The organism is Arthrobacter bambusae (assembly GCF_022606295.1).
GTDB lineage: Bacteria > Actinomycetota > Actinomycetes > Actinomycetales > Micrococcaceae > Arthrobacter > Arthrobacter bambusae_A.
This window is the reverse complement of sequence record NZ_JAHHZS010000035.1, coordinates 1-24143: the sequence shown is the minus strand read 5'-3', so window position 1 is coordinate 24143 and position 24143 is coordinate 1. Positions and strand designations below refer to the sequence as shown.

17 protein-coding genes and 1 tRNA gene are annotated in these 24143 nt (G+C 63.4%); 9 read left to right on the top strand and 9 right to left on the bottom strand.

Annotation, left to right across the window (positions count from 1 at the left end):
- Positions 1-246: 246 nt before the first annotated feature.
- From KNN17_RS18700 to KNN17_RS18690, 3 genes are all read left to right on the top strand, one after another.
- Entirely contained in the window at positions 247-2076 is a 1830-nt protein-coding gene (locus tag KNN17_RS18700; RefSeq protein WP_241710388.1) for an ABC transporter ATP-binding protein, read from the top strand.
- A complete protein-coding gene (locus KNN17_RS18695) occupies positions 2073-3890 on the top strand; it encodes an ABC transporter ATP-binding protein (RefSeq protein ID WP_241710387.1) in 1818 nt (605 codons plus the stop codon). Before KNN17_RS18700 ends, KNN17_RS18695 begins: the two co-directional genes overlap by 4 nt.
- A gap of 84 nt (positions 3891-3974) precedes the next feature.
- Positions 3975-4051: transfer RNA gene (locus KNN17_RS18690), tRNA-Pro, on the top strand.
- Between the two features lie 295 nt (positions 4052-4346).
- Here KNN17_RS18690 and KNN17_RS18685 read toward each other — a convergent pair.
- The gene (locus KNN17_RS18685; RefSeq protein WP_059389476.1) at positions 4347-4610 is read right to left on the bottom strand and encodes a hypothetical protein; all 264 of its coding nucleotides are present in this window, start codon (positions 4608-4610) and stop codon (positions 4347-4349) included.
- Between the two features lie 138 nt (positions 4611-4748).
- On the opposite strand from KNN17_RS18685, the gene KNN17_RS18680 reads away from it, so the two are divergent.
- Positions 4749-6035, top strand: a complete 1287-nt coding sequence (locus tag KNN17_RS18680; protein WP_078107616.1) for a helix-turn-helix domain-containing protein — start codon at positions 4749-4751, stop codon at positions 6033-6035.
- A 61-nt stretch (positions 6036-6096) separates the two neighbouring features.
- On the opposite strand, the gene KNN17_RS18675 is transcribed toward KNN17_RS18680, so the two are convergent.
- Positions 6097-7032, bottom strand: coding sequence for a phosphoribosylaminoimidazolesuccinocarboxamide synthase (locus KNN17_RS18675; RefSeq protein WP_241710386.1), 936 nt, complete (start codon positions 7030-7032; stop codon positions 6097-6099).
- A 3-nt stretch (positions 7033-7035) separates the two neighbouring features.
- Complete coding sequence (gene purD / locus KNN17_RS18670) at positions 7036-8346, bottom strand: phosphoribosylamine--glycine ligase (RefSeq protein ID WP_241710396.1); 1311 nt, start codon at positions 8344-8346, stop codon at positions 7036-7038.
- Between the two features lie 249 nt (positions 8347-8595).
- Here purD and KNN17_RS18665 point away from each other — a divergent pair, with 249 nt between their 5' ends.
- The 3 genes from KNN17_RS18665 to KNN17_RS18655 are packed head-to-tail and all read left to right on the top strand — an operon-like array spanning position 8596 to position 11652.
- Positions 8596-10173: a molybdopterin-dependent oxidoreductase gene (locus KNN17_RS18665; RefSeq protein ID WP_241710385.1), complete on the top strand. Its 1578-nt coding sequence runs from the start codon at positions 8596-8598 to the stop codon at positions 10171-10173.
- Between the two features lie 36 nt (positions 10174-10209).
- Positions 10210-11226 carry an asparaginase gene (locus KNN17_RS18660; protein ID WP_241710384.1) on the top strand — a complete coding sequence of 339 codons (1017 nt, stop codon included), beginning with the start codon at positions 10210-10212 and terminating at the stop codon, positions 11224-11226.
- Positions 11227-11241: 15 nt separating this feature from the next.
- Complete coding sequence (locus tag KNN17_RS18655; protein ID WP_241710383.1) at positions 11242-11652, top strand: sterol carrier family protein; 411 nt, start codon at positions 11242-11244, stop codon at positions 11650-11652.
- Positions 11653-11708: 56 nt separating this feature from the next.
- On the opposite strand, the gene dctA is transcribed toward KNN17_RS18655, so the two are convergent.
- The 3 genes from dctA to KNN17_RS18640 all read right to left on the bottom strand — a co-directional run bounded on the left by dctA (position 11709) and on the right by KNN17_RS18640 (position 17802).
- Positions 11709-13199: a C4-dicarboxylate transporter DctA gene (gene dctA / locus KNN17_RS18650; protein WP_078107610.1), complete on the bottom strand. Its 1491-nt coding sequence runs from the start codon at positions 13197-13199 to the stop codon at positions 11709-11711.
- A 119-nt stretch (positions 13200-13318) separates the two neighbouring features.
- On the bottom strand, positions 13319-16099 hold the full coding sequence (locus KNN17_RS18645) for an aminotransferase class I/II-fold pyridoxal phosphate-dependent enzyme (protein WP_241710382.1): 2781 nt from the start codon (positions 16097-16099) through the stop codon (positions 13319-13321).
- Positions 16100-16203: 104 nt separating this feature from the next.
- Positions 16204-17802: an amino acid permease gene (locus KNN17_RS18640; protein WP_241710381.1), complete on the bottom strand. Its 1599-nt coding sequence runs from the start codon at positions 17800-17802 to the stop codon at positions 16204-16206.
- 272 nt (positions 17803-18074) lie between these two features.
- Between KNN17_RS18640 and KNN17_RS18635 the strand changes: the two genes are divergently transcribed.
- Both KNN17_RS18635 and KNN17_RS18630 read left to right on the top strand, forming a co-directional pair.
- A complete protein-coding gene (locus KNN17_RS18635; protein ID WP_241710380.1) occupies positions 18075-19691 on the top strand; it encodes a PucR family transcriptional regulator in 1617 nt (538 codons plus the stop codon).
- A 5-nt stretch (positions 19692-19696) separates the two neighbouring features.
- The gene (locus KNN17_RS18630) at positions 19697-20608 is read left to right on the top strand and encodes a glutaminase (RefSeq protein WP_241710379.1); all 912 of its coding nucleotides are present in this window, start codon (positions 19697-19699) and stop codon (positions 20606-20608) included.
- Here KNN17_RS18630 and KNN17_RS18625 read toward each other — a convergent pair.
- The 3 genes from KNN17_RS18625 to KNN17_RS18615 all read right to left on the bottom strand — a co-directional run bounded on the left by KNN17_RS18625 (position 20605) and on the right by KNN17_RS18615 (position 23814).
- A complete protein-coding gene (locus tag KNN17_RS18625; RefSeq protein WP_241710378.1) occupies positions 20605-21369 on the bottom strand; it encodes an SDR family oxidoreductase in 765 nt (254 codons plus the stop codon). The two genes, KNN17_RS18630 and KNN17_RS18625, sit on opposite strands and share 4 nt — an antisense overlap.
- Before the next feature lie 22 nt (positions 21370-21391).
- A complete protein-coding gene (locus KNN17_RS18620) occupies positions 21392-22150 on the bottom strand; it encodes an aspartate/glutamate racemase family protein (protein ID WP_241710377.1) in 759 nt (252 codons plus the stop codon).
- Between the two features lie 95 nt (positions 22151-22245).
- Positions 22246-23814 carry an NCS1 family nucleobase:cation symporter-1 gene (locus KNN17_RS18615; protein WP_241710376.1) on the bottom strand — a complete coding sequence of 523 codons (1569 nt, stop codon included), beginning with the start codon at positions 23812-23814 and terminating at the stop codon, positions 22246-22248.
- Positions 23815-24143 lie beyond the last annotated feature (329 nt).

The window sequence follows — 24143 nt, the reverse complement described above, 5'->3', positions numbered from 1 at the left end:
AAGGGTGGACATAACAGCATTATGTCCACCCTTGGCTTTCAAAGCTGGGCATGTCCGGGGGCGGGCAAGCACTCGAAAGCCGGGCATGTCCGGCGCGGAGCCGTTCCCAATGCCTCCTATCACGGAACGCAATGGTGCTGTGAATCCCGTTACGCGATGACATAGGGTAATTGCTACAGGAAACTACCTCCGTGCGTCGCGCCGGGAAGGCGCGGAACGCCGGGACAAAGCTGTTGAGAAGCGGGCATGGCCAAACAGACTTCATTCTTCACCTCGATCAAACGTCTCTACCCACACGTCAAACCGATCCTCCCCAGGCTTTTCATGGGGTTGGTCAGCGCGTTGCTGGGCAGCATCATGGCGCTTGCCATCCCGCAGGTGCTGCGGGTACTGATCAACGGTTCCCTCCACCCCGGAGGCCCCGCCAACGCCGTCTGGATCGCCGCGGCCGTGGTTCTGGCACTCGGCATCGCAGAAGCCGGGCTTGTGGCGCTGCGGCGGCAGTTCGTCATCAATCCCGCAACCACCGTGGAATCGAGGATGCGGGTGTCCCTCTACGGGCATCTGCAGGATCTCACCGTTTCCTTCCACGACCGTTGGGGTTCCGGGCAGCTCCTGTCCCGCGCCATGACGGACTTGAACTTCCTCCGGCGTTGGATGGCGTTCGGCGCGATCATGCTGGTGGTGACCACTTTGACGGTGGTGATCGGCGTCGGGGTGATGTTCGCGATGAGCTGGCAGCTGGCTTTGATCTTCCTCGCCGCCGCCGTGCCCATCATGATCTATTCCTTCCGCTTCCGCCGCCGCTTCAGCCAGGTCACCCGGCTGAGCCAGGACCAGGCCGGCGACCTCGCCACCACGGTTGAGGAGTCCGTTCACGGCATCCGCGTACTCAAGGCGTTCGGCCGCAGCCGCGAAGCGCTGGAGAACTTCAACGAGCAGGCCGAGGAGCTGAGGCAGACCGAGATCGCCAAGGCCAAGCACCAAGCCACCTTCACGCTGGTGGTGACGCTGCTGCCCGAGCTGGCGCTCGGCGTCGGGCTCGTGGCGGGCGTCCTGCTCGTCTCCACGGGCCAACTCAGCATCGGTTCCCTCGTAGCGTTCTTCGGCACCGCGGCGGTTGTGGCGGCACCGGTTGAATTCTCGGGGACCCTCCTGGCCATGGCGTTGACCGCAAAGACCGCCCTCGACCGCCACTTCGAGGTCATGGACACGCCCAATACGATCACCAGTCCGGCGAACCCCAGGACACCCAAGGAACTGCGCGGGGCATTGAGCTTCAAGGGCGCCGCGTTCGGTTTCGACGACGGCTCACGGCTCCTGCACGACATCACCCTGGACATCAGGCCCGGCGAAACCATGGCCCTCGTGGGCATTACCGGCAGCGGAAAGAGCGCCCTGCTCCAGCTGGTCCCCCGGCTCTATGACGTGAGCGAAGGGGCAGTGACCATCGACGGCGTGGATGTCCGCGACTTCAGCGTCGAGCAGCTGAGGTCCGTCGTGGCGGTCGCCTTCGAGGACACCACCCTGTTTTCCAGCTCAGTGCGGGACAACGTGCTGCTCGGCGCCCCCGACACGTCCGAGGAAGCCCTTGAAGAAGCGCTCGACGTCGCACAGGCGCATTTCGCGTATTCGCTGCCCGACGGCGTCGGGACCCTCATCGGAGAGGAAGGCCTGAGCCTTTCCGGCGGCCAGCGGCAGCGGATCGCGCTTGCCCGGGCCATCGCGGCCAAGCCCAAGATCCTCGTGCTGGATGATCCGCTCTCGGCCCTGGATGTGAACACCGAGGAACTCGTGACGGCCAGGCTCCGCGAAGTTCTCCGGGACACCACCACGCTGATCGTCGCCCACAGGCCGTCGACCGTTGCCCTGGCCGACCGCGTGGCGCTGCTCGAAAACGGAAGCATCACCGCCGTCGGGACCCATACGGAACTGTTGGCCAACAACGCACACTACCGCTATGTGATCGCGAGCCTCGACGCTGGTCCGAAGGACCTCGACCTTGAACTCGACGAGCTGGAACACGAGTTGGATTCGGAACAGCACATGGACCAAGCCGGGGAGGGACGCCGATGAGCACGTTCGGAACCGCCAATGAAGACAACGCCCACCTGAGCCGCAGCGACAGCAAAGCAGTACGACGGCGGTCGGTCGTCTTGCTGGGGTCCCTCATCCGCCCGGTGCGGTTGCGGTTCTGGCTCACGCTCGGCATGGTGGTGCTTTCGCAGGCCACGCGGGTGGCCGGGCCTGCAATCATCGCTTTCGGCATTGACCACGCACTGCCCGCGCTGCTCGCCGGGAACAACATGCCGGTGGTCCAAGCCGGTGTCCTGTATCTGACGGCGGCTGTCGCCACGGCGGTGTTGACGGCCCTGTACGTGACTTCCACGGCGAAGCTGAGCCAATCCATGCTGCTTGATCTTCGGCTGCGGGTCTTCCGGCACACCCAACGGCTCAGCCTGGAGTTCCACGAGAAGTACACCTCGGGCCGGATCATCGCACGCCAGACCTCGGACCTTGAAGCGCTGCGTGAACTCCTCGATTCGGGCGTCAGCTCCCTGGCTTCCGGGATCCTGTTCATGCTCTTCACGGCATTTACGGTATTTGCGCTCGACTGGCGCAGCGGGCTGCTCATGCTCGCCACGGGCGTACCCGCATACTTCCTGGCCCGTTGGTACCAGAAGCACTCGCAGATCGCTTTCCGCGAATCGCGGGTGGTATCGGCGAGGCTGATTGTGCACTTTGTGGAGACCATGACCGGCATCCGGGCCATCAAGGCATTCCGCAAGGAACCCGAGAACGCCCAACGCTACGCCGAACTCTCCGAGGACTACCGAAAAGTCACGGTCCGCTCCATCAACCTCAATGGCATCTTCCAACCGGGCCTGGTCCTGATCGGCAACGTGTGCGTGGCAGTGGTCCTGTTGTTCGGCGGCTTCCGGGTACTCTCTGGAGACTTGGCAGTGGGCGTGCTCCTGGCACTGATCCTTTCAACGAAGCGCTTCTTCCAGCCCGTGGACCAGATGGCCATGTTCTACAACTCCTTCCAGAGCGCCCAGGCTGCGCTGGAGAAGGTCTCGGGCCTGCTCGAAGAAGTCCCCACCGTCCGGCCGCCCAAGAACCCCGTGCCCTTGCCCCATGCCCGCGGCGACATCGACTTCCGCGGCGTGGAGTTCGGCTACGGCAACGGCAAGGTGGTTGTTCCCAAACTTGACCTTCACATTCCCGCCGGACAGACCATAGCGCTTGTCGGACAGACCGGCGCAGGCAAATCGACCTTCGCCAAGCTCATCGCCCGCTTCTACGACGTCACCGAAGGATCCTTGACCCTCGACGGCGTCGACCTCAGGGAGCTCTCGACGGCGGACCTGCGCCGCGCCGTCGTGATGGTCACCCAGGAGGCCTTCCTCTTTAGCGGCTCGGTCGCGGACAACATCGCCTTGGGACGGCCTGGAGCCACCCGTGCGGAGATTGAAGAAGCTGCCAGGGCAGTGGGCGCACACGACTTCATCTCGGCACTGCCGGACGGATACGACACCGACGTCAACAAGCGCGGTGGCCGGGTCTCAGCCGGGCAACGACAATTGATCGGCTTCGCCCGGGCGTTCATCGCGGCACCGGCAGTACTCATCCTCGACGAGGCGACATCATCGCTTGATATCCCGTCCGAACGGCTGGTGCAGGCCGGCCTGAGCAGCTTGTTGTCCGGCACGGACTCCGAGCGGACCGCCATCATCATCGCCCACCGGCTGTCCACGGTGGAGACCGCGGACCGGGTGCTGGTGGTGCACGAGGGACTCATCGTGGAGGACGGCACGCCGGCCGAGCTCATCGGCGGCGGCGGACGTTTCGCCCGCTTGCACGGCGCCTGGAAGGACTCGCTGGTCTGAGGCTGCCGTTCCCTCAGGGGCGCCTCTCGATTTCGCATCCGGGGAGGGATCGGCTATTCTTGAACAGTTGCTTTCGCAGCGGATCGGGATGTAGCGCAGCTTGGTAGCGCGCTTCGTTCGGGACGAAGAGGTCGCAGGTTCAAATCCTGTCATCCCGACCAAATGGTAGAAGGCCTTCCACTCGGAAGGCCTTCTACTTTATTTAACGAGCCTTTCCGTCCTCCCGAAAATCTCAAAAAACATTCCCCTGACCGGTTTTCCTCAGCTGCCCAGGGTTTAGAGACAAGTGTTGTTAACAACCCCGACACAATGACTCGGGGGATATATCACGGCCCGGGCGGCTCGCCGCGCAAAAGAAATCCCCGGTGTGTCGATTTCCGACAACCGGGGACTTCTTCACTTCATTTGAATTATCCAGCGGCTACCAGGACCTCCGGAGCCGCCGTCGAGCCTCACCTACACGGGATCGGGCCAGTTACCGATAGCCTGCGAGACCCGCATGGGATCGGGCCAGTTACCGATAGCTTGGGAGACCACGCCCATCGGGTCCGGCCAGTTACCGATAGCCTGCGAGACCCTCATCGGGTCAGGCCAGTTACCAATGCTGAGCACCGTGCTGACGGTGTCTGCCACAGGGGCTGCGGAAACCACGGCTGGCGCCGCGGCGGAGAATGCAAGAGCGCCGGCCAAGGCCACTGCTGCAGCAATCTTCTTCAACATAATTTTTCCTCAATGCGAGTCGGATTCGTTACGGAAATTACGCGGTCCCTGTTGACATTCATTGTAAAATGTTTTCCACAGCGACTGTCAAGCTTTAGGCGTAAAGACAGCGCAAAGACAAGCCTCTAGGAGGAACCTGTGGGGAACGGATTCGGAGAAAAGCTCCGTGCCGAACGGCTCGAACGTGGGCTGACCCAGGCTGAATTGGGCAGGGACCTTTACTCACCCAGCTACATTTCACTTCTCGAAACCGGCCGGCGGGAGCCCACGGCCGAAGTCATTGAAGAACTCGCCCGCCGCCTGGAACTGGCACCAAAAGCCCTGGAAGCCTGGAGCCAGCCCGTATCCGTCAGTGACGCCGAATACGTGCTCGCGGGGCTGTACGCCCGGCAAGCCTGGGACCTCAGGGACTACCCGCTTGCAGCAAGCCATGCCTCAACCGCCGCCCAAATCGCGCTCGAGGCAAAGAACACCAGCGCCTGGTGGAACATGACCTACATGCAGGCGGAATGCCTCATGAAGCAAGGGCAGTTGAAGGAATGCCAGCAGATCATCCAGCATCTCCTGGAACATCCCATGGCTACGGAATCCGCCGGCCTGGGCGTCCGTGCCCGGCAGATGCTTGCCGCTGTCTGCCACGGACAAGGGCAGCTGGCCACCGCCGTCGAGCACGCCAAGGAAGCCGTGAGGCTGTCCGAGCAGCTGCCCAAAGGCTCAACGTTGATCATCGGTGCGCACCGGGCGCTGATCGGAGCATTGGCCGAGAGCGGCAGGTTGGACGAGGCCTGGACGTATTGCCAGGCAATGAACAACCAGATGGACGACCATTCGATGTCGCAGCTCGCAGGAGAAGTGGCCTGGGTGGTGGGAAACGTGGCCTTCATGCGGCACGACTACGTGGAAGGCATCAAGCATCACGAGCGTGCCGCGAAGCTGCTCTCCCCCGCCAATGATATTGAGCTGTGGGCGCGCTTCAACAAGGCATCGGCGGCAGTCCGGCTCTCCTCGGGAATCGTGGAGCCGGAGACGCTCTCGGCCATCGAACGTGCCGAACTCGCCCTGTCGATTGTTGGCGGAAACAAGACCGACCAGCTGGAAGTCGCCTTCATCCGCGCCCGCTGGCTCTACCTGACGGGCGACATCCCTGCCGCCATCACCAAGTTGCGTGAAATCCACGCGGACCGCGACGTCCTCGCCCGGCACACTGCAGGCGAAGTCGCTTTCCTCCTCGGCAAGGCCCTCAAGGCCGCCGGTGAAAACACCGACGCACTGGTCCATCTCGAAGAAGCCCAACGCGACTTCACTGCTGCCGGAGCGGCAGACCGCGTCCAGCAGGCCATGGACTCCGTGCTGGAGATCCGGCTCGCGGAACGTCGGGCGGCGTCGGGCCATGGCGGCAGCGCGCAGTCTTCCCGCGCAAGCTAGCGAACCCAACTACCTCGCAGTTGTTGTCGTTTAGACGCGTCTAAACGACAACAACTGCGAGTCAGACGAAAGTCCGCCCGGTCAGCTTCTCGTAGGCCTCGACATAGCGGGCACGCGTCTTCTCGACGACGTCGGCCGGCAGCGCGGGCGGCGGGGCGTCACTTGAGCGGTCCCAGCCCGATTCAGCGGAAGTCAGCCAGTCACGCACAAACTGCTTGTCGAACGACGGCTGCGCCTTGCCTGGCTCGTACGTGGACGCGTCCCAGAAACGTGAGGAATCCGGCGTGAGGACCTCATCGCCCAGGGTGATGACGCCCGTGGTGACGTCGATGCCGAACTCAACCTTCGTGTCGGCCAGGATGATGCCTCGGCCCCGGGCGATCTCTTCCGCTCGGGTGTAGATCTTCAAAGTGAGTTCGCTCAGGCGCGCGGCGATATCGTCGCCCACCATCGCGACGACGTCGTCGTAGGTGATGTTCTCGTCGTGCTCGCCGACTTCAGCCTTGGCAGAAGGCGTGAAGATGGCGTGATCAAGGCGCGAGCCGTCAACCAGGCCTTCCGGGAGGGGGATGTCGCAGACCGTGCCCGATTGGCGGTACTCGGCCAGGCCTGAGCCAGTGAGGTACCCGCGCGCGATGCATTCCACGGGGAACATCTCCAACCGTTTGCAGATCATCGCGCGGCCCTCGACTTCCGTGGGCACTCCCTCGGCGGCCGTGGATGCCAGGACGTGGTGCTCCACGCCAAGCTGTTCGAACCACCACAGGCTCAGCTGGGTGAGTACCCGGCCCTTGTCCGGGATCTCGCTGCTCAAGACGTGGTCGTAGGCGCTGATTCGGTCGCTCGCCACCACCAGCACGCGGTCCTGGCCAGACGCGGCCCCCTCGAGATCATCGGCCGGAACGTAGAGGTCGCGGACTTTGCCCGAGTAGAAGTGCTTCCACCCCGGGAGGTCAAGGGTCTCGGTCTGCAGGCCGTTGGCGTTGCTTTCGGGCATGGTTCAGGCCTTCACATTCGGGATGGAGCCGGTGGCCGGGGAGACCACATGGATCTCGCCGCGGGCTGCCTTGCCGGCGATATCGGTACGGAACTGTCCGCCGTCGAGCTGGACCAGCTCCACGCCGTCGTACGCCCGCTCGCGGGCCTCCACGAGGTCCGTTCCCAACGCCACAACGGCCAGCACGCGGCCCCCGGCGGAGACAATCCGGCCTTCTTCGTCCAGCTTGGTGCCGGCGTGGATGACGTGGACGCCTTCCAGCGCGTCTACCTTGTTCAGGCCGCGGATGCGGTCCCCGGTGCGGGGTGCGTCCGGGTAGTTTTCAGCGGCGACGACGACGGCGACGGCCGACTCCTTCGACCAGCGCAGCTCTTCGGCCTGGTCCAGTTCGCCCTTCGCGGCTGCCAGCATGAGGGCACCGAGAGGGGTCTTGAGCCGGGCCAGGACGGCCTGCGTTTCGGGATCGCCGAAGCGGACGTTGAATTCGATGACGCGCGTGCCGCGGGAAGTCAGGGCCAGGCCGCAGTAGAGGACGCCGACGAACGGAGTTCCGCGGCTGGCCATCTCGTCCACGGTGGGCTGGGCGACGCGGTCGATGACTTCCTGGACCAGGCCAACAGGTGCCCAGTCGAGAGGGGTGTAAGCGCCCATGCCACCGGTGTTGGGGCCTTCGTCATTGTCGAAGATCCGCTTGAAGTCCTGCGCCGGGGACAGCGGCACCGTGGTGCGGCCGTCGCACAGCACGAACAGGGAAACCTCGGGTCCGTCGAGGAACTCCTCGATCACCACGGTTCCACCGGCGTCGAAACATGCCTGGGCGTGGGCGAGTGCTTCCTCGCGGTCATTGGTGACCACGACGCCCTTTCCTGCGGCCAATCCGTCATCCTTGACGACATGCGGAGCGCCGAAAGTGTCCAGCGCGTCAGCAGCCTCTGCGGCGTTTGTTGCCACGCGGGCCATGGCGGTGGGCACGCCGGCTTCGGCCATGACTTCCTTGGCGAACGCTTTGGAGGCTTCGAGCTGCGCAGCGGCCTTGCTGGGGCCAAAGACCGGGATGCCGGTTTCGCGGACAGCATCGGATACGCCTGCCGCGAGCGGAGCCTCCGGTCCGACAACAACCAGGTCAACCGCGAGCTTTGCAGCAAGCGCAGCGACGGCGCCGGGATTGTTCCCGTCGATCGCGTACGTGGGGACCAGCTTGGCGATGCCCGCGTTTCCTGGAGCCGCGTGGACCTCGGAAACGTTGGGATCCTTGAGCAAGGAGCGGACAATTGCGTGTTCGCGGCCGCCGGGGCCAATGACGAGTACCTTCACAGTCTTCAAGGGTACTTTGTGCGGGGGCAGGACTCCTAAGCTGTCTCCACCACCGGACATGCCCCTTCTTCTGCTGCCTCCACCAGCGGACGCCACCGGACATGCCCACCCTTCGCTACGAGCAACGGGCATTACACTGATATGTCCACTCCTGAGCACCAACGCGGAGCATGTCCATTCCTGGACCGCGGGCACCAGGACGGAGCATGTCCAACCCATCCCGGGGGCTCCCGGCTACGAACAACCTGCATGAAGAAGCTCAGGAACTGGCTCAGGGGACCCACCGTATTGGCTGCACTGGCCGGGGTGGCTGCCGCCGCCGTCGTACTTTCCGTTGCGGAACTGATCGGCGCCTTCTTCACGGCCCGGGCTACTCCCGTGATTGCGCTGGGTTCTACGTTCATCGACTTCACGCCGCCCTGGATGAAGGACTTCGCCGTCACTACTTTCGGCACCAATGACAAAGCCGCCCTGTTCGTCGGCATGGGCCTGACCATCTTCGTGCTCGCATGCGTGCTGGGCGTCGTTGCCTTTCGCAATTGGGCCCTGGGCGTGTTGGGCGTGCTGGGCATGGGCGCAGTGATTGTGGGTGCCGTGGTGACACGGGCCAGCGTGAAGCCCGTGGATTCCATACCGAGCCTGATCGGGACAGTGGCCGGACTCATCGTGCTCCGCTTCTTGGTGGCCCGGCTCTGGCGCCTGCGGTCCTTCCCTGACGCCCCGGCCGACACCGCCGCCAAAGGCCTCGAACGTCCCGCCACCACGCGCCGAACCTTCTTCGCCGCTACCGGCATTACCGTTGCCGCAGCGGCCATCGCTGCCGGCGGCGGCCGGTTCCTCAGCGCCGCGCGCAGCAATGTGGCGAAGGCACGGGATTCGCTGAAACTTCCAGCTCCGGCCCGGGCGGCTGCTCCGGTCCCCGCGGGCGTCCAGTCCCCGACGCCGGGAGTCACCCCCTGGCTCACCCCGGCCAAGGACTTCTACAGGATCGACACCGCCTTGAGCGTGCCGGAAATCAACGTCCAGGATTGGGAACTGCGAATCCACGGACTGGTGGAACAAGAGGTCCGGCTGAGCTTCCAGGATCTGCTCGACGCCCAACTGATAGAAACCCACGTATCGCTCACTTGCGTGTCCAACCCCGTGGGCGGAAACCTGGCCGGCAACGCCAAATGGTTGGGCATGCCCATCCGCGATGCGCTCAAACAGGCCCGGCCAAAGCCCGGAGCGGACATGGTCCTCTCCACCTCGATCGACGGCTTCAGCGCCTCCACTCCTCTGGAGGTGCTCCAGGACGGGAGGGACGCCATCCTGGCCATCGGCATGAACGGCGAACCCCTCCCGCTGGAGCACGGCTACCCCGTGCGCATGGTGGTTCCCGGCCTCTACGGCTTCGTCTCCGCAACCAAATGGGTGGTTGACCTGGAAGTCACCCGATTCGCCGACAGCAAAGCCTATTGGACCACCCGTGGCTGGTCCGAGCGGGGTCCGATCAAGACCATGGCCCGCGTTGAAGTGCCCAAGTCCTTCGCCAGGGTTCCGGCCGGCAGGGTCGCGTTGGGTGGCACGGCCTGGGCCCAGACCCGTGGCATCAAGAAGGTGGAGATCCAGATCGACAACGGCCCGTGGGCGGAAGCCACCCTTGCCGCGGAGGCGTCTGTTGTGACGTGGCGCCAGTGGTCCTACAACTGGGACGCCACTCCCGGACCCCACTACATCAAGGTCCGGGCCACCGACGGAACAGGCGAACTGCAGACTGAAAAGCGGGCGGATCCCGTGCCTGACGGCGCCTCGGGATGGCAGTCCGTCATGGTGACCGTGGAGTAGCCCGGGAAGACGGTTTCTTCACCCTAGACTTGCATCATGCCCTTGAGTTCGCATGAAACCTTCAGCGTTGAGTCCGCCGTCGAACTGGCAGTGATCGAGCGCAGCGGCTTCATCGAATCGCGCCATATCGGTTCCGCCGTGGTTCTTTCCGCTGACGGCTCCGTTGTGACCCGGCTCGGCGACATCACCACGCCCATCTACGCCCGCTCCGCGCTCAAGCCTTTCCAGGCCCTCGCGTCAATGCAGTCGGGCGTACCGCTCCGCGGCGCCCAGGTGGCTTTGGCCTGCGCCAGCCATGTGGGCTCGCTGGACCACATGGACGTGGTGGAAGGCATGCTGAAGGCGGCCGGCGTCCGGGAAGAGCAACTGCAATGCCCCCCGGCATGGCCGCAGGACGAGGTCGCCCGCAATTGGCTGATCCGTTCAGAGCATGGCAAGTCCAAACTGGCCTTCAATTGCTCAGGCAAGCATGCAGCGTTCCTTTGGGCCTGCACCGAGAACGGCTGGGACACCCACAGTTACCTGGAGCCCAACCATCCGTTGCAGCAGCGCGTGCGGTCCGTGATCGAGGAATACAGCGACGAGAAAATCGCCCACTTGGGCATCGATGGCTGCGGTGCACCCGTCGCCGCGATTTCCCTGACCGGGCTGGCTCGGGCCTATTCACGCTTGGCCCGGGCCCCGCGGGACCAGAGCTCCAACGCCCGCGCGGCCACCATTGCCACGTCCATGCTGGACTACCCGTGGGCAGTGCAAGGCCGCGGCGAGGCGAACACCATCGTCATGGACGAACTCGAAGTGCTCGCCAAGGGCGGCGCGGAAGGCGTCCTGGTCTTGGCAACCCCCACAGGCGCCTCTGTCGCAGTGAAGATCCTCGACGGGAATCCCCGCGCGGCCACTCTGGTCGGGCTCACGCTTCTGGCTGTTGCCGGCGCTGTGGACATTCCCGGCGTGTCAAGCGTGCTCGAAAAAGTCGTGGAGCCCGTCCTCGGCGGCGGCCACTCGGTGGGCAGGATCCGCCTCGGCCATGCCGTTTCGGCGCTGCTGGACTGATTGGAACTACTGACCATGGCAATTGCACGACGCCGGATCGACCTTGAGGAAGGCCGCGCGGCACTCGCCGCATGGCAGGCCGCCGTCGGGCAGGACACTGCGGGACAAGAAGCCGGGCCGGGGATGTCGCCGTCGCGCGCCGTCCTGGCCACGGCGGTGCGTTACTCGCTGGAAGAACTGACCGCCCGGGCCCCGGGCAATTCGGTGGAAGTCAGGGTCCCGCCGTTCGGCGTTACGCAGTGCGTGGAGGGCCCGCGACACACGCGGGGCACCCCACCCAACGTCATAGAGTGCGACGCCGCCACCTGGCTCGCGATGGTCACCGGCCGTTTGGCGTGGTCCGCAGCCGTCGACGCCGGCCGGGTAGCCGCGTCGGGTCTGCGCGCGGACTTGGCGGAGCTACTACCGCTTTTCGCAAGCCCCTAAGCAAACAGATCGCCCCACGGGAGCGCCGTGGGGCGATTGCGGATGGTGCGTGGTGCTCAGTCCGGGCTGACGGAGGGACTCTGGTGTTGGCCGGGCTTGCTCATCTCGAATTGCGGAACCGCATCGGGATTCGGGCCGCCACTGAACTTCGGGGAGGGTTCGCGTCCTTCGCTGATCCGTTCGAGTTCCTGCGCTTCGAACACGTCCACGGCGCCGAGCATGATGGCGGAGTCCTCGTTGGTGATTTCGCCCCGGAAGGCGCGGACCATGACGTCGCGGTCAAACTGGCCCTCCCATTTAGCCACCACAAACGTGGCCACGCAGTTGCCCATGAGGTTCACGACGACGCGCATGGAGTCCATGAGCCGGTCGGCACCCAGGAGCAGGGCGACGCCGGCAACCGGGAAGATGCCAAGTGCAGCCGCCGTTGCGGAGAGTGCCAGGAACGACGAGCCGGGTACGCCCGCCATGCCCTTGGACGTCAAGAGCAGGACACCCAGGGCCGCCAACTGCTGGCCGAGGTCCAGGTGGTGGCCGAAGGCCTGGGCCAGGAACAGCAGGGAAATCGAGAGGTAGATCGCGGCGCCGTCGAGGTTGAACGAGTAGCCGGTGGGGACCACCAAACCGGTGGTGGCCCGTGAGCAGCCGGCGTTCGTCAGCTTGGTCATGATGCGAGGGAGGACAGACTCCGTGGATGCCGTGCCGAGTGCCAGGAGGAACTCTTCCCGGGTGTACTTCAGGAATTGCCACAGCGGCACCCTCGCAAAGCTCCACGCCACCAGGAACAGCAGGGCGATGAACACTATGGCAGCCCCATAGCAACAGGCGATGAGGAGTGCGTAGGTCCCAAGCGTGTCAAGCCCGTACTGGCCGATGATGTACGCCATGGCACCGAATGCGCCGATCGGTGCCACCTTCATGATCCAGGACATGATCTTGAAGACCAGTTCCAGGACGGTTTCCATGAGGCTGATGACCGGGAGGCAACGCTCGCGCCCGATGACGACGATGGCCGCGCCGAAGAAGACCGAGAAGAAGAGGACCTGGAGCAGGCTATTGTTCGCGAATGCTCCGATGACGCTGGTGGGGATCACGTCGAGGATGAAGGAAGCTGCATCCTTGGGCGCCGCATTCCCGGTCTGGGCCTTCAGGGCATCCTGCGAAAGTGAGTTGGGATCGATATGGAGTCCGGCACCCGGCTGGACAAGGTTTCCGACGATCAGGCCGAAGACCAATGCGAAAAGCGTGGCGCCGGTGAAGTACAGGAGGGCCTTGACCCCGACTCTTCCGACCGCCTTGACGTCGCCCACTGCCGAGATGCCCGTGACGATCACGAGGAAGATCAGCGGGGCGATGATCATCTTGATGAGTTGAATGAAACCATCGCCCAGTGGCCGGAGGGTGGACCCGATGTTCGGCCAGAAATGGCCGATGAGTACACCTGCGACGACGGCGATCAGAATTTGGAAGAAGAGCGACTTGTACAGTGGCTTCTTCTTCCGCGGGGCCGAACTCGCCTTCAGCGCCGCAGAGTCTGGGATCTTCATTGATCTGAACCAATCAGTTTGGGAACAGCCCCTGATTTCGGGGGTTGTTTTCAAATGTAATCCCGCTCACACGATTCCACAAGGGGAAATTCAAATTTCACAATGTGGAATGCGTGAATTCAGTGCTGCGCGCCCTCGACCGCCTTGTCCGCGAAGATCCTGAACCCACGAAGCGGGTCGAAGCCGTGGACTTCCCGCGTATCGAGAGCCTCCATGAACTCCAACGCCTGGCTGGTGATGACCTGGCCCGGGACAAGGATGGGGAAGCCCGGAGGGTAGGGTGTGACGAATCCGGCCGAAACAACTTCCTCGCCTTCCGCGATCCTGGCCTTGAGGTCTCCGGCGGACAGGTAGGTGGTTGATCCATCCTTGTAGCTCTCGAAATAGGCGGCACGGATGTCCCCATCAGGACTGAGCGGATCGCACCGGTAGCGGTCCGCGAAGCTGCTGAAATCGGGCAACGGCGGAGTGGTTCCCGTGAGGCCCGCGGCGAGACCTTCGTCTGCCGTTTTCCGCGCCGGCTGTTCCTCTTCGAAGGACTCGGCCAGCTTGACAAGGACCTCGATCAGGTAGGCGACCGCGCTGCGGGAGGTGCCGATGTTGGTCATGAAGAGCACGGTGTTCCGGGACGTCTTGTTGACTTGGATGCCGTGCTTGTCGGCGAGGTACCTGTGCCGGAAAGTATCGCCGTCGATCCCTGTCCGGCTGATGTCCAGCGTGAGGCGGCTGGGGTCGACGACGAACTCGTCGTGCAGCCAGGCGTCGGCCAGTGCAGCCAGCCCATCCCGGAGCGGCATGGCACTGCCGGTTTCCCGATAGGGCGCCGCAATAAGGTCCCTCGATGTGAGGACCCGGAAGTAATTCTTCAGCACGGGGTGGCGGGCCACTGCCTGGGCAACGATGGTTGCCAGATCCGCCTGTTTCTGAACCAGCCCGAAGCCCTCAAGCTCCACCTGGCGGCGCCCGATGTCGAGCGAAGCAAGGATCTGATAATTGGGCGACGTGGAGGTGTGGGTCATATATGCTTCGCGAAATGACTCTTGGTTATGCTCGCTGAAGTCTTGGTCGAAGACATGGATCATGGATCCCTGACGTAGCGAGGTGAGGGTCTTGTGGGTGGACTGCGTGGCGTAGACGCGCAGCCGCGCTTTCGCTGGATCCGGAATAAGCCGGGTCTTCAGCCAGTGTTCATCATCGGCGGGCGCGCCCGTCGCCGGATCGTGGAGCGATGTCGTTTGTTCGGCGTGCCTGGCGGCATAGCCGGGATCACTGAATGAGGCCTCAAGCTTCCTCGCCGCGGCCATGGCCGTCCTGCGCCGAAAGACAGGGTGGGACCGGGCGAAGGCGAACCAGGCCTCGTCCCAAAGGAAGACGAGGTCCGGTTTGATGGCGAGACATTCTTCCATGACGCGTTCTACGTCATAGACGATGCCGTCGAAGGTGCAGTTGGTCAGTGTGATCATCTTGACTTCGTCCAGGCGCCCCGCACGTCGGTAGGCCAGCAACCGGGCCTTGATCGTGGCCAAGGGCACGGCACCGTAGAAGGCGAACTTGTCCAGCGGGTAGGCGTCCAAGTAGGAAACCCGGGCTCCGGCGAGGACGAAAGCGTAGTGATGTGATTTGTGGCAGTTGCGGTCGACGAGGACCACATCTCCTGGAGCAAGGATGGACTGATGGACGATCTTGTTGGCGGTGGACGTTCCATTCGTGACGAAGAAGGTTTTCTGGGAACCGAAAGCCCGCGCCGCCAAGTCTTGGGCCTCCTTGATCGACCCGTGCGGATCCAACAGCGAATCGAGGCCTCCCGACGTCGCGGACGTCTCGGCCAAGAGGAGGTTCATGCCGTAGAAATCGGCCATGTCGCGGATCCAGGGCGAATTGCCCACCGAGCCACCGCGGGAGATCGGCAAGGCGTGGAAGACGCTGGCCGGCCGCCGACTGTATTCCTGAAGCGCGGTGAAAAACGGGGTCCGGTAGCGCTCGGCAACACCCGACAACAGCGACAGGTGCAGGTCGAGATTGTCCTGCCTGCGGAAAATCCTCCGGAACCGCTTCGTCAGGGAGCCCGCGAGGCTCTCCATGGCCACACCGGCTACCAGGTACATATCCAGTTCGGGGCGTAATTCGGAGATCTGCTCGGCAAGGCTGAGGAACCTGCCCAACGGCGGCATGCCGGCAAGTTCAGGGCCCACGAGGAAGGCAAGGTAGTTCCTCAGGTCGCGGCCAAGCGGCTGGCTGCTGGCGATGCTGAATCCCGGGCGGAGAATGCACGCTTGGATGGCTGGGTTCAGGATCAAGGCAACCAGCGCATCCTCGTAGCTGGGAACTACGATGAGTTCATAGGTGAAGGCATCGGACGGCCTCCGCTGGGCCAGCAATTCCGCCTTCAGCGCATCGGCTTCTTTTTCAGTGATGTCGTCGACGAACAGGACATCGAACCGGGGACGCTCCCTTACAGGCCGTCGCTCCCGGGAATCTTCGTCCTGAACACCCGGAATGGAGCGCTCCGCCCCGGGCTGCCCTGATTCCGGGCCGACACGGTCCGGGCTGACCGGTCCCGGGCTGGCTGGGCGCGGACCGGCTGGTCCCGGTCCCGCGGAAGGCATCAGGTGGGCCATCCCGCGGATCATGTCCAATCCGGCGTCGTAATCACCCGAATCCATGCAGTCCAGTAGGGGCGCCAACGCGGCGAGCCCCGGCGCCGCCCAATACAGTTCCATGGCCTGAAGAAGGCGCAGCGCCTGGACGGCTTGGTCCTGCAGTCCGGAGCGCGACTGCATTCCCGGTCCGCCCTTTGCCAGCTGCTTGAACGCGTACCCGAGAAACTCCCAAGCGTCAGCACGCGAACGCCACGCGCTGCTAGGCGTCCGGATGTCCTGCCTTGGAGGTTGGCTGTTCACGTGCCTTCGCTTGGTCGGAGTGGTTTCCGTGGTCAGGGTGGCGCTACTGTTTCGGGGCGTGGTGCCGGGCAAAGTGGTTCCGCTTTCCATCAATTCGTTGTGCATCAGGAGCGTTGGCCGCCCTGGGAGAAGGAACCGGCGACGACGGGAAGGTCGCCAGTGTGGCCGTGCCGGGCCTCGGCTGCCTCCAGGATGCGTTTGCGGCAAGCGAACCAGCCGGCAATGAGCAGGGGTATCAGGAGCAGAAGGGAAGCGAGGACCCAGCGCCCCGTCTCCGAGAAGCCCATCGTGACAAGAACGAAGGCAAGGAAGGCGAGCGTGAGGTATGAGGTGAAGGGGGCTCCGAAGAGCCGGAATGACGGACGAACGGCCTTGCCGAGCCTGACCCAGGCCTGAAGCCTGATGTGGCACAGGATGATGGTTGCCCAGCCGCCGATGATTCCGATCGCAGAGACCTCGAGAACGATCTCGAATACTTGGGACGGGACCAGGGCATTCAGGCCGACGCCAAGCAGAGTAATCACGGCTGTCAGCAGGATGCCGCCAAACGGCACCCCCGATTTGCTCATCCTGGCGGTGAACTGTGGCGCGGAGCCATTGACCGCCATCGACCTCAAGATCCGGCCCGTGGAATAGAGGCCGGCGTTGAGGCTCGACAAGGCCGCTGTCAGGACGACGAAGTTCATCACCGATGCCGAAACGGCCGCGGCATGGGGATCTCCGAGATGGGAAAAGAACGTGACGAAGGGCGATTCGCCGGATTTGTACGCAGTGAACGGCAAGAGCAGCGAGAGCAGCACCACGGAACCGACATAGAAGAGCGCAATCCGGAAGACGACCGTGTTGACGGCCTTGGGCATCACCTTTTCCGGGTTGGCAGTTTCGCCTGCAGCCGTACCAACAAGTTCAATCGCGGCATACGCGAACACGACGCCGCTGATCGCCAGCAAGGGTGCTACGGCACCGGTCGGGAAAGCTCCGCCGTGGTCCAGGATCACGCCCAGCCCTGGAACGCCGATGTCGGTCTTCCCACCAAAGACGATGAAGCAGACCCCGACGACGAGGAAGGCTACCAGCGCGGTCACCTTGATCAGCGCGAACCAGAATTCCATCTCACCGAAGATCTTCACGGAAACGAGGTTCAGTGCCAGGACAACGACAAGGGCGCAAAGTGCGATAAGCCATTGCGGGATTGTTTGCAGCGGCTCCCAGAATTGCCCCCAGAACTTGACGTAAAGCGCCACCGCCGTGACATCGACAATCGACGTCATGGCCCAGTTGAGGAAGTACAGCCAGCCGGCCGCATAGGCCATCTTCTCGCCGTAAAACTCCCTGGCATAGGACACGAACGAACCCGAGGATGGCCTGTGGAGGACCAGCTCGCCGAGGGCGCGCAGGATCAGGAATGCAAAGAACCCACAAAGGGCGTAAACGAAGATCAAGGCTGGGCCGGAACCGTTCAATCGGCCACCTGCCCCCATGAAAAGGCCCGTTCCGATCGCTCCCCCGATGGCTATCATTTGGATCTGCCGTGGTTTGAGCGTCTTGTGGTACCCGGCCTCCTCGCTCGAAAAGTCCTGCGCCGACGTTGAACGGTCGCCAAGAATCTCCCGGTTGTTTTCCAGCGAATCAGCGGGATCAAGCCCGGTAATCCGAGCTCCGGCGATCGGGCTCGGCGCAGGCGAGTTCAGTGTGCGTTTCATTCCAGGGGTCTCCTTTGACTCCGGTTCCGCGGGTGCGGCTGCATGCTCCAGAACTTGTCCCCCGGCTTGAGTGTTGGATCACAGCTGCACTGCTGGATCATCAGCGGAGGGACGGAAAACAACTCTAGGTTCCGGCGGAAGGGAAGGAACTGTCTGGCCAGCTAAATTCGCCGGATCCCCGTTGTGCGCCAATAACAACTTCGTTCCGCCAGAGTGCGAGTAATGTTCATGGCTGTGAGCGCGGCTAAGCCGCTTAGAGGAAGTGAATACGGGTGGCACCCCTTGAATCTGCTGAGCATGTCATTGGCGCCATGCTCAGCGACATACTTGAAGACATCGGCGTCGACAACGGGCAGCTGCTGGTTCCTCCCGGAATGGACAATGGCACGGTTCGTGAAACCGTGATCGTGGACGCGGAGGACGAGACGTCCGTCCAACGCGGGAGCTTGGTCTTGCTGATCGGGGTCCGGGGTCGCGCGGCACTGCCGAGCATCCGGAAGCTGATTCCGGACTACCCCGCCGCCGTCGCGGTCAAAGGAAGCGAGGAGGAACTGGACGCCGTCCGGGAAGTGCTGCTTCCCACTGGAATCGGCCTGATTGCCGTGTCTCCCGCAATGAGCTGGGGCACGCTGGAGAGTATCGCCAAGGACCGCATCCAGGAGCCAGCACTTTCCACGGACGCGTCCACGATCATGCACCGGGATCTCTTTGCGATCGCCCAGACCACGGCGACTCTGAGCAACGGCCACGTCGTCATTGAGGATCCCGCAAACCGCGTCCTGGCGTATTCACCGGCCTCAAACGACGTCGATGAACTCCGCAGGCTCTCCATCCTGGCCCGGCGTGGACCCGAACGCTACCAAAAACTGTTGAAAGAGTCCGGGGTCTATAAGCACCTGCAAGCGACCGAAGCTCCCATCCACATGGAAGCCAACCCGACAGAAGGTCTACGGGAACGGGTGGCCATCGGTATCCACGCGGGCAACAGGATCCTGGGGTACATCTGGCTTCAAGAAGGGAAGGAACCCCTCGCTCCCAACACGGACCAGCTCATGGTCGGAGCTGCACGGCACGCGGCGATAGAACTGGTCCGGCACCGCAACGAACAGTCCCAGGCACTGCGGCGCGACAGGATCTCCAGCCTGCTCAGCGGCACTCCGCAGATCCACTCCCAGGCACAGTCCGCGGGCATCGATCCATCCAAGCCGGCAGCGCTCGTCCTGATTTCCGCCAAAGGCGACGACGATTCCGCAGCGGGCCTGCAACTGCGGCGCGGCGAGCTGGCGAATGTGGCATCGATCCATGCGGCGGCCTACCGACCAGGTGCCGTGGTGGGAGCGATCGGCCTGGAAATAGCCATGATTCTTCCCGATCTTGACCCAGTGAAGTCCCCGCCGGCCATCAACCGCCTCATCAACCTCATTGTCCGGGATGCAAGGGTCCACCTGCACTGCCAGGTGCAGGCCGCCGTCGGACCCGTGGTCGAACGCCTCGACGCATTGCATGGCACGCTGGAGCATGTCCGCAGTGTATTGAAGGTCCTGGAAAGCACACCCTTAATCCATGTGGCGTCCTATGCCGACGTGGAAACAACCGTTTTGACGAAGGAATTGCTGGAGCTTCTGGCATCGAGGACCGACCTTCGGCACGGGGGCACCACCGTGCTGTGCAACCGATACCCCGAGTTCGCCACAACGCTGTTGACCTACCTTGAATTCTTCGGCGATGTGAACCGGTGCGCGGAGGAACTGGCCGTCCACCGGAATACGGTGCATTACCGCCTGAGGCGTGCGTGCGAAGTGGCGGGCATCGACCTCCACTCCGCAGAGCAACGGCTGCTCGCTCATCTTCAGCTCAGGCTGTGGACCTACTCCGAAGGACGGAACTAAGAAACATGGATCTCCAGAATCTCCTTGAAGACATCGTCGGCACGGTCCAGCCCTTGCTCGGTCAAGGAGCGCCTGCAGACTACATCCCAAGCCTGGCCGCGGTGGATACCCAGCAATTCGGCATTTCCGTCGCAACCTCCGACGGCGACGTGTTCGCCTCCGGAGACGCTGACGTGCCTTTCTCCATCCAAAGCATTTCGAAGGTCTACGCCCTTGCCCTGGTGCTGGCCGGGGATGGCGACAGGATCTGGAAGCGGGTGTTCCGGGAGCCTTCCGGCAATCCGTTCAATTCCCTGGTGCAGCTGGAACACGAAGACGGAATTCCGCGGAATCCGTTCATCAACGCCGGCGCCCTGGTTGTCACCGACAGGCTGCTCAGCATCGTGGGGAGCTCGCCATCTCCCGTCCGGGAATTGCTTCGGCAGGAAAGCGGCAACAACTCGATCGATGCCGACCCGGTGGTGGCGGCCTCGGAAGCGGCGAACAGTCACCGCAACGCGTCGCTGGCACACTTCCTGGCCAGCTACGGAAACCTCGAAAACCCGGTGGACTCGGTCCTCGAGGCCTACATTGACCAGTGCGCGCTCGAAATGAGCTGCACTGACTTGGCCCTCGCGAGCAGGTTTCTGGCCAACAACGGATTGCGCGGGAACGGCACGGCGCTTTTGTCCCCGTCCCAGACCAAGAGAGTCAACGCCGTGATGCTCACCTGCGGGACCTACGACGCCGCGGGCGAATTCGCCTACCGCGTGGGACTCCCGGGCAAGAGCGGGGTGGGCGGCGGCATTGTGGCCGTGGTACCCAACAAATGCACCATCTGCGTCTGGAGCCCGGGCCTGGGGCGATCCGGGAATTCACTCGCGGGCGTTGCCGCTCTCGATGAGTTCACCACCCGCACGGGCTGGTCGATCTTCTAGCCGCGGCCCACGAACGGCATCCCCGCCGCGGTCACCACCACGGAGCCGACGTTGGCCGAAGCCGGCATGTTCGCCATCATGAGCACCGCGCGGGCGGCATCCTCCACGGGAAACATCGGCTCCACGCGCCTGCTTCCATCGGCCTGGAGCGCCCCCGAGCCCACGCCGATGGTGTCCATGATCTCGGTACGGGTGTTGCCGATATCGATCTGCCCGCAGGTAATGCCATACGGACGCCCGTCCAGCTCAATGCTCTTGGTCAGGCCGCTCATGGCGTGCTTGCTCACGGTGTACGCGACGGACAATGGCCGCGGCGAATGGGCAGAGATGGAGCCGTTGTTGATGATGCGCCCGCCCTGCGGTTCCTGGGACTTCATGGTCCGCACGGCCTCGGCCGCGCACAGCATGGAGCCTGTGACGTTCACGGACAGCGTGGCATTCCAATCGGCCACGCTGATCTCGTCCACGCCGCCGGAGGGGCCGAAAATGCCCGCATTGTTGAACAGGACATCAACCCTCCCCCAGCGTTGGCGGGCCGCTTCGAAAAGGCGCGCGACGTCGTCGGGCACTGTGACATCGCACGGCACCACGAGCGCCGCAGGGTGGCCGTCAGCGGTCTCCAGAAGCTGCGCTTCCCGCCGTCCCGCAAGGGCAACACGGTAGCCCTCCGCCAACAGAAGCCGGGCAACTGCCCGCCCGATCCCGGAGCCGGCTCCGGTGACGACGGCGACCCGGGGCCGGGTAGGGATGGTTTCGCTCACGCGGTCCTCCTGTTTGTCGGGCTCAGCGCGCGGCGGGAGCATCCGCCGTCGTCGTGTCCGTGGTGGTCAGGGGCCAGCCTATGACGGTCTTGGGGCGCGGGGTGGCGTAGGTCCGGACCTTGGACGTGGACAGTCCCAGGCGGACGAGCGACTCGGCGATGGTCACCGCGGCTGCGACACCATCCACCACCGGAACGCCGCAGCGTTGGCGGATCTGTTCGTCGAGTCCTGCCATCCCGCCGCAGCCGAGGACGATGACCTCCGCTTTGTCGTCACGCACGGCTCGTTCAGCTTGTTCCACGATGGCTTCGACTGCGCGGTCCGGGTATTCCTCGAGTTCCAGCACTGCCATGCCGCTCGCGCGGACGGAGGCACAGCGGTCATCCAGCCCGGCGAGCTTGAGGCGGTCTTCGATGAGCGGGACCGCGCGGTCCAGGGTGGTGACCACGGAGTATTTGTGGCCGAGGAACATCGCGGTGCTGGCCGCAGCCTCGGTGATGTCGACCACCGGAACGTCGAGGAGCTCCTGGAGTCCCTCGCGGCCGTGCTCGCCATAGCCGGCCTGGATGACGGCGTCGAACGGTTCGGGGTAGTTGACCACGCGGTCCATCACGGCGATGGCGGCGAGGTAGCTTTCAAAGTTCCCTTCGCAGGAATCGGCGCCGAACCGCGGGGTGATGCCGATGATCTCGGTGCCGGGAGCCGCGACGCTCCGCGCCTGGGCTGCGATGGAGTCGGTCATGGATTGGGTGGTGTTGACGTTTGCGACGAGGATGCGCATGTGTTCCTCCTGGATTGGGTTGGTACGCCCAACTGACTCGCAGTTGTTGTCGTTTTGACGGGCGAAAACGACAACAACTGCGAGTCAGGTGAGTATTAGTGGTTGCTGACGACGGCGATCGGCTCGCCGGAGACGTCGGTGTGCTGCTGCTTCTTGTCCGCGAAGGCGTAGTAGCACAGCGCTGCGATGCCAGCGCCGAAGAACCAGGCGAACGGTGCCACGGCCTCGAGTGCGGGAACGAACGCGATCAGGACGGCGACGACGGCGGCCGGAACCATTGCGGCGATCGCCCGGGGGTTGACGCCGCGCTTGTAGAAGTACGTGCCCGACGGATGGTCCGTGTAAAGGTCAAGAATGTTGACCTTGCCGCGACGCACCAGCCAGTAGTCGGCCATGACGACGCCGAACAGCGGGCCGAGCAGCGCGCCGAGTCCACCCAGGAAGTACACGATCACCAAGGGATTGTTGTAAAGGTTCCACGGCAGGATGATCAGGCCGATGGTACCGCTCACCCAGGCTGCCTTGCGGAAGTTCAGGTGCTTGGGGAAGAGATTGGTGAGCGCGTACACAGGCGCAACGAAGTTCGCCATGAGGTTCACTGCGATGGTCAGGATCAGCAACGCAAGGCAGGCCAGGACGAGGAAGAGCGTGTTGGGGATGCTCTGCACGATGTCCGAGGGGCTTTCAATGATCTTGCCGTTGATCTTGTACTGGCCACCGGCCATGATGACCACGATTGCGCCGAAGAGGAGCATGTTGATGGGGATGCCCCAGAAGTTGCCGCGGACGATCGACTTCTTGGACACCGAGGACCGGGTGAAGTCGCAGAAGTTCAGGACGAACGTGCCGTAGATGGAGACCCAGAGGGCGCCGCCGGCAAAGATCGTGCGCCACATCTCGCCGCCTTCAAGGCCCTTGATGCCGGACCACTGGATGGCCCCCCCGGCCTCCACGAAGACCCAGATGGCAATGGCCAGCATGGTGGCGAGAATGATGGGCCCGGCGAAGGCCTCGTACTTGCGGATCATTTCCATGCCGAAGCTGACGATGACCAGCTGGACAATCCAGAGCGAGACGAAGGCGATCCAGCCAAGCGTGGACAGCCCAAGGATCGAGTTGGCGTCCATGTCCTTGAGGCCGGGGAACATCGCGACAAGCATGACGCGGAGCACCACGGAGGCAAGGTAGGTCTGGATCCCGAACCACGCGATGGCCACCGCGCCACGGACGAGGCTGGCCAGCTGGGCGCCCCGGATGCCGAAGCTGATCCGGCTCATCACAGGGAAGGGGACGCCGGTCTTCTGGCCCATGAATCCGGAGAAGGTCAAGAGGGTGAACAGCAAGACCGCGCCGATGCCAAGGGCCACGAGGATTTGCCACCCGCCCAGGCCAAGCGAAAAGAGGCCGATCGCGAAAGCGTAGTTGCCAAGGCTGTGAACGTCGTTGGCCCAGAGGGTGAAGATGCTGTAGCTGGTCCAGCGCCTGCCCTCCTTCTTGGTGGGGGCGAGGTCGAGGTTATAGAGGCTGGGGCTGATGGCGCGGCCTGCTGCGACGGACGCTACATCGCAGAGGGTTTCATTTCCTACGGACGGATGGACCGAACTGCCTGGCAGGATGGTCTGCTCCGGAGCCGTTGTGACGCCGACTGGGGGAGTCGATTGCATCGTGGATCTCCACTTCTTTGTGGTGCTGCAACTAGGGTTCCGAGACGCCGTGAGAGGAGTTGAAGCTTTTCGCATCGTGGAATCTAGTTATTGAATAGTGAAATAACTGTATGAGCTAGGTCACCTTTGGTCAAGGGCTCCGCTCCCGAGGCGGTCACAAATGGCGGCATGGGGGCCGTGGAGCCGCGTGGGCACTAGTCTCCGCGGCGCTGGATTGACGCTTGGCGAACGCATGGCTAATCTCGAATTACAGAATTTTATTCTCACAATACGAAATTTCTATGCACGTTTCAGCGCGCACCACAGTGCAAGCGCCCAGACATTCAATG

Excerpts from the sequence above, each read along its gene's own strand:
- KNN17_RS18700 (WP_241710388.1), top strand. The coding sequence starts at position 247 with ATGGCCAAACAGACTTCATTCTTCACCTCGATCAAACGTCTCTACCCA.
- KNN17_RS18695 (WP_241710387.1), top strand. The coding sequence starts at position 2,073 with ATGAGCACGTTCGGAACCGCCAATGAAGACAACGCCCACCTGAGCCGC.
- KNN17_RS18685 (WP_059389476.1), bottom strand. The coding sequence starts at position 4,610 with ATGTTGAAGAAGATTGCTGCAGCAGTGGCCTTGGCCGGCGCTCTTGCA.
- KNN17_RS18675 (WP_241710386.1), bottom strand. The coding sequence starts at position 7,032 with ATGCCCGAAAGCAACGCCAACGGCCTGCAGACCGAGACCCTTGACCTC.
- KNN17_RS18665 (WP_241710385.1), top strand. The coding sequence starts at position 8,596 with ATGAAGAAGCTCAGGAACTGGCTCAGGGGACCCACCGTATTGGCTGCA.
- KNN17_RS18660 (WP_241710384.1), top strand. The coding sequence starts at position 10,210 with ATGCCCTTGAGTTCGCATGAAACCTTCAGCGTTGAGTCCGCCGTCGAA.
- KNN17_RS18655 (WP_241710383.1), top strand. The coding sequence starts at position 11,242 with ATGGCAATTGCACGACGCCGGATCGACCTTGAGGAAGGCCGCGCGGCA.
- dctA (WP_078107610.1), bottom strand. The coding sequence starts at position 13,199 with ATGAAGATCCCAGACTCTGCGGCGCTGAAGGCGAGTTCGGCCCCGCGG.
- KNN17_RS18640 (WP_241710381.1), bottom strand. The coding sequence starts at position 17,802 with ATGAAACGCACACTGAACTCGCCTGCGCCGAGCCCGATCGCCGGAGCT.
- KNN17_RS18630 (WP_241710379.1), top strand. The coding sequence starts at position 19,697 with ATGGATCTCCAGAATCTCCTTGAAGACATCGTCGGCACGGTCCAGCCC.
- KNN17_RS18620 (WP_241710377.1), bottom strand. The coding sequence starts at position 22,150 with ATGCGCATCCTCGTCGCAAACGTCAACACCACCCAATCCATGACCGAC.
- KNN17_RS18615 (WP_241710376.1), bottom strand. The coding sequence starts at position 23,814 with ATGCAATCGACTCCCCCAGTCGGCGTCACAACGGCTCCGGAGCAGACC.